This window comes from Parerythrobacter lacustris, from assembly GCF_024626475.1.
Taxonomy (GTDB): Bacteria; Pseudomonadota; Alphaproteobacteria; order Sphingomonadales; family Sphingomonadaceae; genus Parerythrobacter_A; species Parerythrobacter_A lacustris.
On record NZ_JANKHH010000004.1, the window covers coordinates 300,073 to 316,466 of the forward strand.

Consider the following 16,394-nt stretch of genomic DNA (forward strand, 5'->3'; position numbering starts at 1 on the left):
TGTAGGCAGCCGTCATGTTCTTCAATTTCGTCGACGAGCTGCGCGAGGCCGGCATCGGTGCCTCCTTCAAGGAACACCTCACCTTGCTGGAGGCGCTCGACAAGGATGTGATCGAGCAGACGCCCGAGGCATTCTACTACCTCTCGCGCGCCACCTTCGTGAAGGACGAAGGCATGCTCGACCGCTTCGACCAGGTGTTCCACAAGGTCTTCAAGGGAATCATGACCGATTACGGCCAGAACCCGGTCGACATTCCGGAAGACTGGCTGAAAGCGGTGGCGGAGAAGTTCCTGACCGAAGAGGAAATGGCCGCGATCAAGTCGCTGAGCGACTGGGACGAAATCATGGAGACGCTGAAGAAGCGGCTCGAGGAACAGGAAAAGCGCCACCAGGGCGGCAACAAGTGGATCGGAACCGGAGGCACATCGCCGTTCGGCAATTCGGGCTACAACCCCGAAGGCGTGCGGATCGGCGGCGAAAGCAAGCACAAGCGCGCGCTCAAGGTGTGGGAAAAGCGCGAGTTCAAGAACCTCGACAACACCAAGGAACTGGGCACCCGCAACATCAAGATGGCGCTCCGCCGTCTGCGCAAGTTCGCGCGCGAAGGCGCGGCGGACGAGCTCGACATTCCCGGCACCATCGACGGGACGGCGCGGCAGGGCTGGCTCGACATCAGGATGCGGCCCGAACGGCGCAATGCGGTCAAGCTGCTGCTGTTCCTCGATGTCGGCGGATCGATGGACCCGTTCATCAAGCTGTGCGAGGAGCTGTTCAGCGCGGCCACCAGCGAGTTCAAGAACCTCGAATTCTTCTACTTCCACAACTGCCTCTACGAAGGCGTGTGGAAGGACAACAAGCGCCGCTGGCAGGAACGCACCAAGACCTGGGACGTGCTCCACAAATACGGGCACGATTACAAGGTAATCTTCGTCGGCGATGCTGCGATGAGCCCCTACGAGATCACCCACCCCGGCGGCAGCGTCGAGCATATGAACGAGGAAGCCGGCGCGACCTGGATGCAGCGGGTCACCAACACCTACCCCGCGACGGTGTGGCTGAACCCGGTGCCCGAAAAGCAGTGGAGCTATTCGCAGTCGACCAAGGTGATGAAGCACCTGGTGAACGACCGGATGTATGCTCTCACGCTTGACGGGCTGGATGATGCGATGCGGGAGCTGAGCCGGAAGCACGGAGCTTGAGCGACGACGGGATCGAATTGCCCGCGGGGATTGCCCTAGACGACCCTCGCCTGATCGCGGCAGCGGCGCCGTACACTTACGATCTGCCTTGGCCTGATGAGATCGCCGCGCTGGCGCCAGGAGACGGGGTGCAGGCAATCTTTCGCGAAATCGGCGGCGGACGGAAATACTCGGCCGAGCGGATGTGGGTGACCATTGAGCAAATCGCCGACGGCTTTGTCGCAGGTTACCTTGATAACGATCCGTTTGACATGCCATCGATCAAGCACCGCGATCGGGTGCGAATTCCGCTCACTCACGTGATCTCCTGCACCTATGTCGATGGAAAGGAACGCCCCGTCGTACCGGAGCGTCGCAGGTACTGGGACCGCTGCTTCGTTGATGCCTGCGTGGTCGAAGGCCGCAGCCACGCGGACTACCTGTACCGCGAAGAACCGGACATGACCCGGGAAGGCGATGAGAACCCGGACAGCGGCTGGCGAATCCGGGGCACAGACGAAACCATCGCCGAGGACGAGCGACTTGGCGAGAAGCCGATGTACATCGCGCTCGGCAAAGTCCTCAACTCCGACGATCGCTGGCTCCACCTGATCGACCGCGAGATCGGGTGTGCGTTCCAGTGGGACGCTGACCGCGACAAATATATCGAACTGCAATGAATTCACCCCGCCACTCACGTTTCGAGGCCATCCGGCTCCGGTTCGAAGCCTTCGATCCCAGCACCGGCTGGCGGCTCTGGCTCTATGAATTCCTGCTGTTCGGCTTCAAGCAGGGTTGGGCCTGCCTGTTCGGCGGCCTGTTGCTGTTCCTGCTGCTGGCGACGCACTTTCTCTACCCTGAGAACGCGCCGCTGCACCGCTACGATTTCCTCACCCTCGCAGCCGTCGCTATCCAGGCAGGAATGCTGTTGTTCCGGCTTGAAACCTGGGACGAGGCCAAGGTCATCCTGATTTTCCACGTGGTCGGCACGGTGATGGAGCTGTTCAAGACCGCCGCCGGATCGTGGATCTATCCCGAGGAAAGCCTGCTGCACATCGGCGCGGTGCCGCTGTTCTCCGGCTTTATGTACGCGGCCGTCGGCAGCTATATCGCGCGGGTATGGCGGATCTTCGATTTCCGCTTCAGCCATTATCCACCCAAGTGGGCGACCTGGCTGCTGGCGGCGGCGATTTACGTCAACTTCTTCGCCCACCACTGGACGGTCGATATCCGCCTCGGCCTGTTCGCGGTGACCGCACTGCTGTTCTGGCGGACCAGAGTCCATTTCCGCAACTGGCGTGAGCACCGCTGGATGCCGCTGCTGGTCGGCTTCGGCCTTGTCGCGCTGTTTATCTGGTTCGCAGAAAACATCGGCACATTCGCCAATGCATGGAGCTATCCGGGGCAAGAGGATGGGTGGGAGATGGTCCACATCTCCAAGCTAGGCAGCTGGTACCTGCTGATGTTGATCAGCTTTGTGCTGGTGAGCCTGGTGCAGCCGGTGCGGGCGCCGGAGCGCTGACCGCGTTCTTACGGTCAAGTTCCGCGTTCAACCTCAGGCTGGCCCGCCAGAAGAAGAACGCCGGGATGAAGCCGAGCCACGCCGCACCGAACAGCACCCAGCGCACGCTTTCGGTGCCCGCCATCGGCTCCAGCCAGTCCGACAGCGCACCGAACACGAACGGCCCGAGGCCCAGACCGATGAGGTTCTGCCCGAACAACATGACCGACGCTGCAACCGCGCGAAGCTCCTTGCGCACCAGCCCTTGCACACAGGCATAGGCGGGGCCGTAATAGGCGGCGTTGAGGATGGTCGGAACGAGGATCAGCAGCCCCGCAACCCACCATAGCGGCGCGCCGTAGCCGAGGAACTGGATCGGCGCGGCAACCGCCATGCCAACCGCAGGCAGCGTAAGGATATGGCGCCGGTTTATCTGACCGAACCGGTCGGCGGCCCACCCGCCGAGCCAGGTGCCGAACACGCCGGCGATCCCCAGTGTAACCGAACCGATCAGGCCCACCTCGGTGGTGGTCAGTCCGTGGCTGCGGATGAACAACGAAAGCGTCCATAGCCCCTTGCCGTAGGCGAGGAACGCGGCAAACGATGCGGCAACCAGCAGAAGCACATAGGCACGCGAATTGAAGATTTCCGCAATCGCCTTGCCGACCGGAACTTGTGGCGGAGCAACCGGAGCGGCCTCGGTCTTGGCGAGCCCCAGCCTGCGCGGTTCGCGCAGCAGAAAGGGCAGCAGGAGCGCCAGAATGATGCCCGGCGCACCGACCAGCATGAGCGCGGCGCGCCAGCCCCAGATATCGTTGACCGTGCCGCCGATCACCAGCCCCAGCAGGGTTCCGATCGGCACCCCCATCCCGTAAAAAGCAATCGCCGAAGCGCGTTTCTCCGGCGGAACAGCATCGCTGATGAGGCTGTGCGCCGCCGGCGTGCACCCCGCCTCGCCCACCCCGACGCCCACCCGCGCCAGTGCCATTTGCCAGAAGTTCTGCGCAAATCCGCACACCGCCGTCATGCCCGACCAGATGATCAGCGATACCGAAATGAGCGACACGCGGTTGGTACTGCCGCGATCGGCGTAGCGGGCGATCGGGATGCCCAGCACGGCGTAAAACACCGCGAAGGCCGGTCCGGCGAGCAGCCCCAGTTGGGTGTCACTGAGCCCCAGTTCGCCCTTGATCGGCTCGGCAAGGATATTGAGAATCTGGCGATCGAGGAAGTTCAGGATGTAGACGAGCAGGAGGATCCACATCGTCGCGCGTATCGATCGCTGCGAAGCATCGGTACCGGTTACTGCGGTCATTCGGGGGCTCTCCTCACACGCGGGCTTACCCCCTCGCCGGGACCGAACCTTGCCGACAGCGCCAGTCAGGTCAAGCGCCGATCAGTACAAAAGATGTTCGCGCACAGTGGCGATCCAGCTCGCTTCGTCGTTCGCAGCCTCCGCATCCAGATTATGCGGCGATGCCGCCGCGTCATCGACCCATTCGCGCAAACCCGGGCCGCCGTTGATCACGTCGATCGCCACCATGTCTTCAGTGTATTCGTATTTGAAATCCTTGCCGCGCCAGATCGGATAGTCCGGATAGAGCCGCCGGATCGCCTTGAACGCCAATGCCTGGAGCCTCCACGGGCGGAACACATCGTGCGCGTAAAATGGGCCTTCCGCATGGACCATCAGCGCATTGCACAGCTGGCCTTGATGCTTGTGAAAGGTCGGCTCGAACCAGCATTCGCGCAGGCCGCATCCGGCAAGCCATTCGGGAGCCAGCCGATGCATCTCCGCCAGCACCGCCTTGGCATCGACATCGGGCGCACCGAACAAGACCTCGAGCGGGCGGGTCGTCCCCCTACCCTCGCTCAGCGTCGCGCCCTCAATCATCACCGTTCCGGCATAAGCGCGCGCCATGTTGAGATTTGCCGCATTGGGCGACGGGTTGATCCACACGCGATCAGTGGGCCAGCCATATCCGGGGCCGGCTTCGGGCAGCCAGTCGTGCATATCGATGACGCGATAGGCCACGTCGAGCCCGAAGTGGGCGATGAACCAGTGCCCCATCTCGCCCATGGTCAGCCCGTGCCGCATAGGCATCGGCGCGGCGCCGACGAAGCTCTCGTGGCCGGGGACCAGCAGCGTGCCTTCGACCGGGCGGCCCGCGGGATTGGGCCGGTCGAGCACCCACACTTCCTTGCCGTGTTTCGCCGCTTCTTCCAGCAGGTAGAGCAGCGTGGTGACGAAGGTGTAGATCCGGCAGCCGAGGTCCTGCAGGTCAAACAGGAACACATCCGCGCTCGACATCATCTGGCCGGTGGGGCGGCGAACCTCCCCATAAAGGCTGAAGACGGGGATGCCGTAGACCGGATCGGTCTCGTCCGCCGTCTCGACCATATTGTCCTGCTTGTCGCCCTTGAGGCCGTGCTGCGGGCCGAAGGCACTGGTGACGTTGATCCCGGCTGCAATCAGCGCATCGAGGCTGTGGGTCAGATCCCGCGTCACCGAAGCCGGGTGCGCGACGAGCGCCACCCGTTTGCCCTGCAGCGCTTCCTGCAGTGCAGCTTCGGCGAGAAGGCGGTCGATCCCGAACTTCATGCTCACAGGGCGCCCGCCATATGCAGCTTGCGACAGGTCACGCTGTGGAACTCCGCCTTGCCGGGCTGGAAAGCCAGCGCCCAGAACTGGATGTTGCCGTCCCGGTCCTCGACGATGGCGTTGAGCGCGACATCGGCCGGGACCGGAAGTTCGGAGGCGATTTCCGCCTCGAGCACCAACTCGCCCGCATCGTGACGGCAGGCGATTGCGATCGTCTCCACCGGCGCATCGCGGCCGTTCAGGCGAAAATCGTCGAAGTCGTAGCAGGCCCACTGGCTCGACGGGCTGAGATTGAATTCGCGGTAGTAGCTGTCACCGCGCGGTTGCCAGAAGATCTCGAAACAGGTCGTCTTCCACAGGTTGTCGCGACGGATGCTTTCGGCGTCGGCAGGGATTTTGATCGCGGAGATATCACCTTCAAGCCGGAAGCGGGCACGGCAGCCGGCGTGCGTGGGTTCGCAATGCGCGCTGACCGCCGTGATCGGACCGGGAGCGCAATCGGGGTGGAGGATGAGCGTATGCATTGCCGAGCTATTGCCAATCATGCCGCGCCTCGCAAGCCACTTGGAGCCGCTGCCCCCCGCTGCTAGAGGCCGCGCGCTATGAGCCAGTTCGAATCCGATCTCCTGCGCCTGCTCGACGAGCGGGGCTACATCCACCAGCAGACCGACGCGGCGGGGCTCGATGCCCTGGCGCAGAAGCAGGTGATCCCCGGCTATATCGGCTTCGATGCGACCGCGCCCTCGCTCCATATCGGGTCGCTGGTGCAGATCATGATGCTGCGCCGCCTGCAGCAGACGGGGCACAAGCCTATCGTTGTGATGGGCGGCGGAACCACGCGGATCGGCGATCCCACCGGTCGCGACGAAAGCCGCAAGATGCTCACCGACGAGGCAATCGAGGCCAATATCGCCGGCATCCGCACCGTGTTCGAAAAGCTTCTGGTGTTCGGCGACGGCCCGACCGATGCCGTCATGGTCAACAACCACGACTGGCTGGGCCGGCTCGGTTACATCGAGATGCTGCAGAAGGTCGGCACGCATTTCACCGTGAACCGCATGCTTTCATTCGATTCGGTCAAGCTGCGGCTCGAGCGCGAGCAGCCGATGACCTTCCTCGAATTCAATTACATGATCCTGCAAGGGTACGACTTCAGGCATCTGTCGCAGGAAATGGGCGCGCGGCTGCAGATGGGCGGGAGCGACCAGTGGGGCAATATCGTCAACGGGGTCGAGCTCGGCCGCCGGATGGACGGGACCGAATTGTTCGGCCTTACGACGCCGCTGCTCACCACCGCCGACGGGGCCAAGATGGGCAAGACCGCCGCAGGTGCGGTATGGCTCAACGAAGCACAATTGCCGGGCTACGACTTCTGGCAATACTGGCGCAATGTGGACGACCGCGACGTTGGGCGATTCCTCCGCCTGTTCACCGATTTGCCGCTCGATGAAATCACCCGGCTCGAAGCGCTCGAAGGGGCGGAGATCAACGCTGCGAAGATCGTGCTCGCGAACGAAGTGACGGGCCTTGTCAGGAGTGAAGACGCTGCGAAGTCTGCCGAGGCCACTGCGCAGCAGACTTTCTCCGGCGGCGGTGCGGGGGAAGATCTTCCCACGCTGTCGGTGGGCGACCAGGGCATGCGGGTCGGCACGATCCTCACCGATCTCGGCTTCACCGCTTCCAACGGCGAAGCCAAGCGCAAGATCGCCGAGGGTGCAGTCAGGCTCGATGGCGAGACGGTTGACGACGCCGGTTTGCTGATCGAGGTCGAGGCTGGGTGCGAAAGGAAGTTGAGCCTGGGTAAGAAAAAACACGCGGTATTGACCCGATAGGCCCTCAAAACCGCCGTTTTGTCCCGTTCTGAAACAGAAAATTTTACAGAATATCAGGCTTTTTGACGCATTAACGATCCCTGGGTTGAAACAAACAAGGGGTCATGGATAGTGTCAGTCCGTGCACAGCTATCGGTAACCGACCAGCGCCGCGCAGCGCGCCATCCGGTCGATTATCCGGTCATCGCCGAACACCATGATCGCGGCGATGTGAAGCTCCACATCTCCAATATTTCCGCACACGGTTTCATGATCGACGATGCGGGAGACCTCAACCGAGGCGACCGTGTGATCATCCGCCTGCCGGTCGTCGGCCGGATCGAGGCCTATGTGATCTGGGTGCGCGAGGAGCGTGCAGGCTTCCAGTTCGAGCGGATCATCCGGCTCGACGATTTTGATCTGATGATCGACACCATCCAGCCCAACCCGAAACTGCGCCGCCGTCGCTAGCAGCGCGTGCAGAAGGCATGCCTTAGGCATGTGACAATCGAAGTTTCTTTTCTCGCCCCCACACGCCTGCCATGGCCCGCAGGTGAGCGAAGCATTAGAGCCAGCGACGCACCCGTTCCGGGTCCATAACTTCCGCGCCTATTGGCTGGCGCGGATCACGATGACACTTGGCCAATATGCGATGATGCTGGTCATCGGCTGGCAAACCTACGACATGGCGCGCACCGGCGGCATGAGCGTTCAAGGTGCGGCGGGTCAACTGGCGCTGATCGGCCTGCTCCAGTTCGTACCCCTGTTCCTCCTCACCCCATTTTCGGGGCTGGCCGCCGACCGGTTCGACCGCCGCAAACTGGCGCAGGCGACCATCGTGCTTCAGCTGGCCTGCGCGGCGGGGCTGTGCTGGCTGACATGGACCGGCATGTTGTCGATCCCTTGGCTGTTCGGCATCGCGGTGGTCCTCGGTGTCGTCCGTGCTTTCAACGGGCCTGCACTGACCGCGCTGTCGCCCAATCTCGTGCCCAAAGCGATCTTGCCGACCGCCATCGCGCTCAGTTCGATCTCGTGGCAGATCGGCATGATCGCCGGACCGGCCATCGGGGGCTACACCCACGCAATCGAGCCTGCGCTGCCCTATGCGGTCGCGACCGGACTGTTCGCTCTGGCAATCATTTCGCTCTCGACGATCGGCAGAGTGCCTCAGCCCGACATTCGCGGGACCGCCAAACCGATCGCCCAGCTTGTCGACGGGCTGCGCTACGTCTTGCACAACAAGATGGTGCTCGGGTCGATCACGCTCGACCTGTTCGCGGTGTTCCTCGCCGGTGCGACCGCGCTGTTCCCGGTCTACGCCCGCGATATCCTGCAAGTCGGCGAGCAAGGTCTGGCGCAACTGGCCATGGCCCCGGCGATCGGGGCGACGCTGACCGGGATCTTCTTTTCCTTCCGTCCTCTCGCCCGCAATGTCGGCCCGGCGATGCTCATCGCGGTGGCAGTGTTCGGTCTTGCGACGATCCTGTTCGGTGTTTCGACCTCCATGCCGCTCAGCCTCGCCGCGCTGTTCGTGATCGGCGCAGCGGACATGTTCAGCGTCTATATCCGCCAGTCGCTGGTCCAGCTGCACACGCCAGACGACAAGCGCGGGCGCGTCTCGTCGGTCAGCCACCTCACGATCAGCGCATCGAACGAGTTCGGGGACTTCTTTTCGGGGACCATGGCGTATCTGATCGGTCCGGTCGCAGCGGTGGTTGTCGGAGGGGCTGGAGCCATCGTTACCGTCGGTCTATGGGCCCGCATCTTCCCGGTCCTGCGCACCACGCGGACCTTTGACCCGCCCGCGGAGTTGGTGGATAGTCCCACCGAAGCAAAGACTGCCGGAGAGAAAGCATGAAAGCCGATTCCATCCTCGCCACCATCGGCAACACGCCGCATGTGCGGCTTGCCCGCCTGTTCCCCGATCACGAGGTGTGGGTGAAGAACGAGCGTGCGAATCCGGGCGGGTCGATCAAGGACCGGATCGGCCTTGCAATGATCGAGGATGCGGAGAAGTCGGGCGCGCTGAAGCCCGGCGGGACGATCATCGAGCCGACCAGCGGCAACACCGGAATCGGCCTCGCCATGGTCGCCGCCGTGAAGGGCTACAGGTTGGTGCTCGTCATGCCCGAAAGCATGAGCATCGAACGCCGCCGCCTGATGCTTGCCTATGGTGCCACTTTCGACCTGACCCCGAAGGAAAAGGGAATGAAGGGTGCGATCGAACGGGCGACCGAACTGGTCGAGCAGACCGAAGGCGCTTGGATGCCGAGCCAGTTCGACAACGAGGCCAACTGGAAGGTCCATGTCGCCACCACAGCGAAGGAAATCCTCGCCGATTTCGCCGATAGTCCCATCGACCTGATGATCACCGGGGTCGGCACCGGAGGCCATCTGACCGGCTGTGCTGAGGAGCTGAAACGGCACTGGCCCGCGATGAAGGCCTATGCCGTCGAGCCGACCCTCTCGCCGGTCATCAGCGGCGGCCAGCCCGGACCGCATCCGATCCAGGGCATCGGCGCAGGCTTCTTGCCCGGCAACCTCCATACCCAGGCGATCGACGGTGCGATCCAGGTCGATCCGGACGATGCAAAGGAAATGGCCCGCCGCTGCGCGCGCGAAGAGGGCATCCTTGTGGGCATTTCGAGCGGCGCGACGCTGGCGGCGATTGCGAGCAGGCTGCCGCATCTCGATACCGGTACGCGGGTGCTCGGCTTCAATTACGACACGGGTGAACGCTATCTTTCGGTGCCCGACTTCCTGCCGGAGTAACGACGCGCTAGGCCTAAACCATCGGAGGGTGGATGAGACTCGAGCGTCGCGAATTCGTTGTCGGGGGTGCTGCGAGCCTGCTCGCGGCTTGCAGCAACATGGCCCCGGGTTCCGGTGTCCAGCCCCCCGATCGGCTTGCAGCTTCCCCGTCTCCGCTTCGATCCCGCACGGATCATGAAGATATCGGTCTGTTCGCGCCCGTTCCGCCCCGCTGGCCCCCGGCTTGAGCTGGAGCGCTTTGGCGAGAAGACCGTCATCCACAATTACGGTCATGGCGGCTCGGGATGGTCGCTGAGCTGGGGCTGCGCGCAGGAGACGGCCATCCTCGCCCGCCAGACCGGGGCGGCACGCTTCGCAGTGCTGGGTGCGGGTTGCATCGGGATGACCACGGCGCTCGCACTCCTCGATACCGGGGCGGAGGTGACGCTTTACGCCGAAGATTTCCTGCCCGACTCGCGGTCCGCCCGAGCGACCGGGGTGTGGTCGCCCAGCAGCCGGATCGCGATGGAAGATGCCATCGCGCCCGATTTCCTCGCCCGATGGGAAGGCTGGACGCGCCGCTCGCATGCCGTGCACCAGCAGATGATCGGTCTGTCGGGCGATCCGGTAGAGTATGTCCCGCAATACAACCTTGCTGGTGGCGAAGCCCCGAATGTCGAGGAGACCCGCCCGTTTCTGCATGTCCACCGTCTGGTGCGCGATCTCTCGCCGTCATGGGGCGCGGTCGAGGGGGTTGAGAACCCCTTCCCCGGCCGTTTCGTGCGCGGCGGACCGAACCTGATCTTCAACGTCTCCGAATATGCCGACCGGTTGATGCGCCTGTTCCTGCACAAGGGCGGGACGATGGAGAAGCGCACATTCCCCGATCGTGCAGCGGCGCTGGCGCTGGACTAACCAGTGATCGTCAATTGCATGGGCTACGGTGCCAAGGCAATCTGGGGCGATGACAGCCTTGTTCCGGTGCGCGGGCAGATCGCATGGCTCGTGCCGCAGCCGGAGGCGCGCTATGCCCTGTGGTTCGATCAGGTGCAGGCGATCTCGCGCCGCGACGGGCTGATCGTCCAGTATCTCGGGCCGAACGACGACTGGGGCTATGACAATGCCGACGAAAGCCCCGATCGCGCCGAGTCCGAGCGCGCACTCGCCACCTTGCGCGAGTTGTACAGCTGACAAGTATTTCGATTGCGCAGCGCCAAGCCTGTGATATTTCTCCGCTATAAGGTTGCAGGGAGAGACGGGGATGCGCGGGATAGTGACGATTGCGGCACTGGCGATGCCGGCGACGGTGTGGGCGCAAAGCAGCCAGGGCGATGTCTCGGTCACCATCTACAGCGAACAGGCGCTGGTCGACGATACCCGCGTGCTCACCTTGCCCACCGGCGAAGTCCGCCATGAATTCCGCGACGTATCTGCCGCGATCCGTCCCGAAACGGTGACCCTGCAAGGCGACGGGATCGAGATCGCCGAGCAGAATTTCGATTTCGACCTGCTTTCCCCCGCCGCGTTGATGCAGAAGTCCGAAGGGCAGACAATCACCCTCATCCGCCGCAATCCCGCCACCGGTGCGGAAACGACCGAGCAAGCCGAGGTGCTCGCGGTCAACGGCGGGGTGGTGATGCGGGTCAACGGCAAGGTCGAGGTGCTGCGCGACGACGGGCAGCCAGTGCGCGTGGTGTTCGACGACATCCCGCCCAACCTGCGCGCTCGCCCCACCCTCTCGGTTACGTTCGATTCGACCACCAGCGGCACCCGCCCGTTGCGGCTGAGCTATCTCACCACCGGTCTCGGGTGGAATGCGGACTATGTCGGCGTGTTCGACGAGAAGAAGCAGACGATGGACCTGCAAGGCTGGGTCACGCTGACCAACACCACCGGCACCCCCTTCCCCGATGCCGAGATCACGCTGGCGGCGGGCGATGTGGTCAAGCTCAACCAGCAGGCGGCGCAGCGCCGCAACACCAACAATTACAACAACTACAACGCCGGATATGAGCGCAGCGAAGAGGACGAGGCGGTCGGCGACCTCTACCTCTACCCGATCGACGGACGCTCGACGATAGCCACCAACCAGAAGAAGCAGATCGGTTTCCTCGACGCGACCGGGGTCGCGGCCAAGCGGACCTATCGCTTCACCTGCGACTGGCTGTGCAGCAGCGACGAGCCGCAGAGCGCCGAGAGCATCATCGACTTCAACACCGGCAAGAGTGGCGGACTCGGCCGTGCGCTCCCCGCCGGGGTGGTGCGTGTCTATATGCGCGATGCGAACGATAATGCGCGCTTCGTGGGCGAGAGCCGCATCGCCCATACCCCCGCCGGGTCGGACATGAAGATCGTCACCGGCTATGCCTTCGACGTGAAGGTGAAGCGCGTGACCGAAAAGCGCGAGCAGGTGACGGCGGACGAATGGAGCAAGACGGCGGAATACCGCATCGTCTCGGATGCCGGGGTCGAAACGGTCACCGTCAACCAGCAACGCACCTACCAGCGGACCGAGATGCGCTATGTCGTCACCAATGCGCGGGATGTGCCGGTAACGGTGGAGGTGGTGCAGGACGGGCTCAATGGCTATGCCCGGGGCACACGGGTGACGAAGGAAAGCATCGAGGGCAAACAGCGAGGTGCCTGGACCCGCGTGTGGCAGGTGCCCGTCCCCGCCGGCGGAAAAACCGAACTGACCGTGACCTTCCTGACCGACTTCTGAGCCATGGGCCGCAGGCTCCCCTCGCTGGCAGGCGGGCTGTTGCTGGTCACCGCACCGGCTGCGGCGGATACGCCGGTCGTCGTGTCGCCTGCGCCCGACGATGTCGCAGTCACCTTCTATCGCGACGGATCGCGCTATCCCGGCGACGCGATGGCGTTCGATATCGAGGATAGCGAGGAGATCCTCGGCGGCTATGCGATGGTCGCCGAAACGCGAACTATCACCATTCCGCCGGGCGAGGTCACGGTGCGGTTCGAAGGGGTCGCCAGCGGGATCCAGCCGGAGAGCGCTATCCTGCTCGGCGGCGACCTAAAGGAGAAGAACTTCGACAGCCGCCTGCTCTCCCAGCGCGGGTTGATCGATGCGTTTTACGGGCAGGTCGTGACGGTGCGCTACACCGACGAGACGACCGGCGAGGTGGTGACCGAACCCGGCACGATCAAGACCTTCCCCGACAATGCGCTCGTCATCAAAACCGCGCGGGGCTATGTCAGCACGGCATGCGAGGGCACGGCGGATACGCTGCTGTTCCCCGGCGTGCCCAAGGACCTGACCGCGAAGCCCACGCTCTCGATGCTCACCCGGCCGGACAACCCCGGCGGGACGATGACCGTCACCCTCGCCTATCTGGCGATGAATTTCGACTGGCAGGCGAACTATGTCGGCACCTTCTCGCCCGACGGGCAGAAGCTCAGCCTGACCGGGTGGATGACGCTGGCGAGCAAGGACAAAACGAGCTTCGGCGGGGCGGAGGTGAGCGCGGTTGCCGGCCAGGTCTCGCGCGCAACGATGACCGATGAAGAGGAAGAGGCGTTCTTCGAGGCGATCGAGAACGATCCCTATGGCGAGGAAAACATCGAGCTGAGCTATGCGTGCTGGCCGCAGGGCCGCACTGCTTCAGGCCAGTCGTGGCCGGTGCTGTTCGGCCCGGGGGACCTGCCGGTCAAGGAGTCGCCGATCTTCGTGCAGTATGGCGGCGGATACGGGTTGGGCTACCTCCCGTATGATGGCGAATACGACACCATCGTCGTCACCGGCAGCCGCATCGCCAATCGCGACGATCTCGGCGATCTCAAGCTCTACACGCTGCCTTTCCGCGCCAGTGTCCCGGCGCAGAGCCTCAAGCAAGTGCGCTTCCTGCGCGACAGCGAGATCGACGGCGAGACGCTCTATCGCGCCAGCCTGACGGCCGACGATAGCCATGCGAACGATCCGGAACTCGTCTTCCGCTTTCGCAACCGCAAGCGCGACGGCTTGGGCGAACCTTTGCCACAGGGGCAAGTGGCGCTTTTCCAGCACACAAATGCGGGCAGGCACCTGGTCGGCGAAACCTTTATCAAGGACAAGGCGGTCGACGAGGATGTGCTGATCACCATCCCCGATGACGATATCGATGTGGACTTAGACATCGATTACACCGACCGCGCAGGCGACGACTGGGAGGAGAAGGAGCTGACGGTCGAGAATTACTACGAATGGCCGGTAGCGGTCGAGGTCGAGCTGAGTGACGAGCTCGACTACGACACCGAATACCGCCTCTCGCGCTTTTCGGGCAAGGTTACGCGCAAGGATGGCAATTACCTCTGGCGGGTCATCGTCCCCGCCGAAGGCGAAGCGAAGATCCGCTACCGCGTGACCGAGATCGAGCGCGACGTCATCGACCTAGAGGAATAACACCACGACGGGAGACCCGAATGTTCGAGGACATCGCCTATTCGGATGGCGACACCGCACTGCTCGGCAAGCTGGTACGCCCCGCCGGACCTCCACGCGCCGCCGTTGCGGTCTATCCGACGTTCATGAACTCGACCCCCGGTGTCGAAGCCAAGGCGCTGGCTTTGGCTGATGCCGGATATGTCGCGCTGATTGGAGATTTCTACGGCCCCGACACACCGGGCGATTTCCAGCAGGCGTTTGCCGCCATGACCCGCCTCCGCTCCGACCCCGCAGCGTGCCGCGCCCGCCTGCGCGCAACGCTCGCTAGACTTCGCGAACTCGAACCCGAATTGCCGCAACTGGCGATCGGATTCTGCCTCGGCGGGTTTGCGGTGCTCGAGTTGGCGCGCGACGGGCAGGATCTTGCCGCAATCGCGAGCTTCCATGGGTTGCTCGATACCCCCTTGCCCGCAGACAACCCGATAAAGTCACGCATCCTCGTCTGCCACGGCGATGCCGATACGCTTGTTCCGCGCAGCCAGGTGCTGGGCTTCTGGGAAGAGATGGACCGCGCAGGTGCCCACTGGCACTTCCACAGCTATGCCGGGGTCGAGCACGGTTTCACCATGCCACAGACCTTCGATCGCAAGCCCAACCCCGCCTATGATGCAAGCGCCGACCGCCACAGCTGGTCGGCCATGCACGGGTTTTTTGACGAAGTTCTGGGCTGACGCATTATTCCCGATCACCACCGTCGATGAACCGCAGCTCCAACACACGCTGGACCGACCAACGGCTGGTGTAAGTGCCGTCTTCGCTGGCACGAAGTTCATAGAGGCCGAAAGGCGTCACCATGCCTGCGCGGGACAGGCCTCCCGCGGGATCGAGCCCGACGACCCGGATAGTCGGTGCAGTCGGCTGCGGCCCCCGGTCGAAATAGGCATGCAAACTGCCGGCGAGCTCGATCTCTCCTTGGCACAATCCGTCCATCACACGAAATCGGGCCCATCCGGAAACCTGCTCGCCAGCCAGGGTGCCTTCGAAACTGGCCGCGCCAATCGGACACGCTGCAGCTACCAGACCCTCAGGTTCGCTCCGGAAAGGAGCGGCGAGCATTTGGCTTGTCGCATCGATCGAGGATGTCCAGCTAGCATTGGAGAGGATAGCAGCCGCAGTCTTCTCCTCGTGCCATAAGACCAGCGAGGATCGTGCGCCGATCGTAACGCCGTTGTGAAAGACGATTGGGCTTCCGTCTCCGCCCTTTGCCGATCTCCAGCCAAACCCGACACTGTACCCATCCTCCCCGGCCACTTCACCTGAGGAGAGAAAGGCCGGGCGCAGCATGTCGTCGAAGGTAGCTTTGGTGACGACCCGGTGATCCATCATCGCACCTCCGAAACGGACAAGGCTCTCCGCCGTCCCCATCATCCCGCCACCGCCCCACGTATAGCTATAGTCGTGCGGCGCCGCTCGGCGGGCGCTGCCTTCGAGGAATTCATAGGCGATCGATACATGCGGATCGCCGCTATCGGTCGCGTCCGGTCCGAGGTCGAGGCCGGGTGCAATCTCGCGCGCAAGATAGGCCGTGAACGGCTCTCCGGTGACTTCCTCGACCATCGCGCCAAGCAAGGTGTAGCCCCAGGCCGAATAGCTGTACCGGTCACCCGGGGCCGAGAGCAGCGGGCGGCCGGCGAAAACTTCGACCGCTGTCTTTCCGTCCGGATAGTGGACTTTCCCCCGGTCCGCGTCGATCTCCTGATAATGCGGCAATCCCGATGTATGTGCGGCCAGCTGGCGCGCGGAGATCGGCGGCCAGTCGTTGTCCAGCCATGGCAGGATGGAAGCGATCGGTGCGTCGAGGTCGATGCGGCCTTCTTCGGCCAGCCTGGCCACTGCCGTAACGGTCAAGAGCTTGGAAACCGAGGCGAGGCGGAAGCGGGTATCGCGCGTGACCGGCACGCCGCCCTCAACATCCTGCCGCCCGGCTGCCCCCGTCCACACCACCGCGCCATCTTGCCAGACGGCAGCGGACAATCCCGGAACACCGCTGACCTCCTGCAAGGCTTCGAGCAGGGTTTGCGACACCTTCGAGGGCGGAACCGGTCCATCGGTTCGCGCGTGGGCTGTGTTCGCAGCGAGACATCCCAGCAAGCCAACTGTGGTCCATTTTGCC

16 protein-coding genes are annotated in these 16,394 nt (G+C 63.5%); 12 read left to right on the plus strand and 4 right to left on the minus strand.

Annotation, left to right across the window (positions count from 1 at the left end; all coding sequences use genetic code 11):
* Positions 1–14 precede the first annotated feature (14 nt).
* The 3 genes from NSO95_RS07975 to NSO95_RS07985 are packed head-to-tail and all read left to right on the plus strand — an operon-like array spanning position 15 to position 2,700.
* Positions 15–1,199, plus strand: coding sequence for a vWA domain-containing protein (locus NSO95_RS07975; protein WP_257595660.1), 1,185 nt, complete (start codon positions 15–17; stop codon positions 1,197–1,199).
* The gene (locus tag NSO95_RS07980; RefSeq protein ID WP_257595661.1) at positions 1,196–1,858 is read left to right on the plus strand and encodes an immunity protein Imm33 domain-containing protein; all 663 of its coding nucleotides are present in this window, start codon (positions 1,196–1,198) and stop codon (positions 1,856–1,858) included. The genes NSO95_RS07975 and NSO95_RS07980 overlap by 4 nt, the downstream gene beginning before the upstream one ends.
* Complete coding sequence (locus NSO95_RS07985) at positions 1,855–2,700, plus strand: DUF817 domain-containing protein (RefSeq protein ID WP_257595662.1); 846 nt, start codon at positions 1,855–1,857, stop codon at positions 2,698–2,700. The genes NSO95_RS07980 and NSO95_RS07985 overlap by 4 nt, the downstream gene beginning before the upstream one ends.
* Here NSO95_RS07985 and NSO95_RS07990 read toward each other — a convergent pair.
* The 3 genes from NSO95_RS07990 to NSO95_RS08000 form a co-directional block, all read right to left on the minus strand.
* The gene (locus tag NSO95_RS07990; RefSeq protein WP_257595663.1) at positions 2,648–3,994 is read right to left on the minus strand and encodes a spinster family MFS transporter; all 1,347 of its coding nucleotides are present in this window, start codon (positions 3,992–3,994) and stop codon (positions 2,648–2,650) included. The two genes, NSO95_RS07985 and NSO95_RS07990, sit on opposite strands and share 53 nt — an antisense overlap.
* Positions 3,995–4,075: 81 nt before the next feature.
* Positions 4,076–5,281: an exo-beta-N-acetylmuramidase NamZ family protein gene (locus NSO95_RS07995; protein WP_257595910.1), complete on the minus strand. Its 1,206-nt coding sequence runs from the start codon at positions 5,279–5,281 to the stop codon at positions 4,076–4,078.
* 2 nt (positions 5,282–5,283) lie between these two features.
* Complete coding sequence (locus NSO95_RS08000; RefSeq protein WP_257595664.1) at positions 5,284–5,805, minus strand: DOMON domain-containing protein; 522 nt, start codon at positions 5,803–5,805, stop codon at positions 5,284–5,286.
* A gap of 78 nt (positions 5,806–5,883) precedes the next feature.
* Here NSO95_RS08000 and tyrS point away from each other — a divergent pair, with 78 nt between their 5' ends.
* The 9 genes from tyrS to NSO95_RS08045 all read left to right on the plus strand — a co-directional run bounded on the left by tyrS (position 5,884) and on the right by NSO95_RS08045 (position 14,952).
* Complete coding sequence (gene tyrS / locus NSO95_RS08005) at positions 5,884–7,113, plus strand: tyrosine--tRNA ligase (RefSeq protein ID WP_257595665.1); 1,230 nt, start codon at positions 5,884–5,886, stop codon at positions 7,111–7,113.
* Between the two features lie 111 nt (positions 7,114–7,224).
* Positions 7,225–7,563, plus strand: a complete 339-nt coding sequence (locus NSO95_RS08010) for a PilZ domain-containing protein (RefSeq protein WP_257595666.1) — start codon at positions 7,225–7,227, stop codon at positions 7,561–7,563.
* Between the two features lie 82 nt (positions 7,564–7,645).
* Positions 7,646–8,950, plus strand: a complete 1,305-nt coding sequence (locus NSO95_RS08015) for an MFS transporter (protein WP_257595667.1) — start codon at positions 7,646–7,648, stop codon at positions 8,948–8,950.
* Positions 8,947–9,864, plus strand: coding sequence for a cysteine synthase A (gene cysK / locus NSO95_RS08020; RefSeq protein WP_257595668.1), 918 nt, complete (start codon positions 8,947–8,949; stop codon positions 9,862–9,864). Before NSO95_RS08015 ends, cysK begins: the two co-directional genes overlap by 4 nt.
* A gap of 174 nt (positions 9,865–10,038) precedes the next feature.
* The gene (locus tag NSO95_RS08025; protein WP_257595669.1) at positions 10,039–10,758 is read left to right on the plus strand and encodes an FAD-dependent oxidoreductase; all 720 of its coding nucleotides are present in this window, start codon (positions 10,039–10,041) and stop codon (positions 10,756–10,758) included.
* A 3-nt stretch (positions 10,759–10,761) separates the two neighbouring features.
* Entirely contained in the window at positions 10,762–11,034 is a 273-nt protein-coding gene (locus NSO95_RS08030) for an FAD-binding oxidoreductase/lyase (protein ID WP_257595670.1), read from the plus strand.
* 70 nt (positions 11,035–11,104) lie between these two features.
* The gene (locus NSO95_RS08035; RefSeq protein ID WP_257595672.1) at positions 11,105–12,565 is read left to right on the plus strand and encodes a DUF4139 domain-containing protein; all 1,461 of its coding nucleotides are present in this window, start codon (positions 11,105–11,107) and stop codon (positions 12,563–12,565) included.
* Positions 12,566–12,568: 3 nt separating this feature from the next.
* Positions 12,569–14,239, plus strand: coding sequence for a DUF4139 domain-containing protein (locus tag NSO95_RS08040; RefSeq protein ID WP_257595673.1), 1,671 nt, complete (start codon positions 12,569–12,571; stop codon positions 14,237–14,239).
* Positions 14,240–14,259: 20 nt separating this feature from the next.
* Positions 14,260–14,952: a dienelactone hydrolase family protein gene (locus NSO95_RS08045; RefSeq protein WP_257595674.1), complete on the plus strand. Its 693-nt coding sequence runs from the start codon at positions 14,260–14,262 to the stop codon at positions 14,950–14,952.
* Between the two features lie 4 nt (positions 14,953–14,956).
* Here the strand turns inward: NSO95_RS08045 and NSO95_RS08050 are convergent, their stop codons facing one another.
* Positions 14,957–16,306 carry a serine hydrolase domain-containing protein gene (locus NSO95_RS08050; RefSeq protein ID WP_257595675.1) on the minus strand — a complete coding sequence of 450 codons (1,350 nt, stop codon included), beginning with the start codon at positions 16,304–16,306 and terminating at the stop codon, positions 14,957–14,959.
* Positions 16,307–16,394 lie beyond the last annotated feature (88 nt).

Bases quoted from the DNA above. Each gene is read 5' to 3' on its own strand.
- NSO95_RS07975 (WP_257595660.1), top strand. From the start codon at position 15: ATGTTCTTCAATTTCGTCGACGAGCTGCGCGAGGCCGGCATCGGTGCC.
- NSO95_RS07985 (WP_257595662.1), top strand. From the start codon at position 1,855: ATGAATTCACCCCGCCACTCACGTTTCGAGGCCATCCGGCTCCGGTTC.
- NSO95_RS07990 (WP_257595663.1), bottom strand. From the start codon at position 3,994: ATGACCGCAGTAACCGGTACCGATGCTTCGCAGCGATCGATACGCGCG.
- NSO95_RS07995 (WP_257595910.1), bottom strand. From the start codon at position 5,281: ATGAAGTTCGGGATCGACCGCCTTCTCGCCGAAGCTGCACTGCAGGAA.
- NSO95_RS08000 (WP_257595664.1), bottom strand. From the start codon at position 5,805: ATGCATACGCTCATCCTCCACCCCGATTGCGCTCCCGGTCCGATCACG.
- tyrS (WP_257595665.1), top strand. From the start codon at position 5,884: ATGAGCCAGTTCGAATCCGATCTCCTGCGCCTGCTCGACGAGCGGGGC.
- cysK (WP_257595668.1), top strand. From the start codon at position 8,947: ATGAAAGCCGATTCCATCCTCGCCACCATCGGCAACACGCCGCATGTG.
- NSO95_RS08025 (WP_257595669.1), top strand. From the start codon at position 10,039: ATGAAGATATCGGTCTGTTCGCGCCCGTTCCGCCCCGCTGGCCCCCGG.
- NSO95_RS08035 (WP_257595672.1), top strand. From the start codon at position 11,105: ATGCGCGGGATAGTGACGATTGCGGCACTGGCGATGCCGGCGACGGTG.
- NSO95_RS08040 (WP_257595673.1), top strand. From the start codon at position 12,569: ATGGGCCGCAGGCTCCCCTCGCTGGCAGGCGGGCTGTTGCTGGTCACC.
- NSO95_RS08045 (WP_257595674.1), top strand. From the start codon at position 14,260: ATGTTCGAGGACATCGCCTATTCGGATGGCGACACCGCACTGCTCGGC.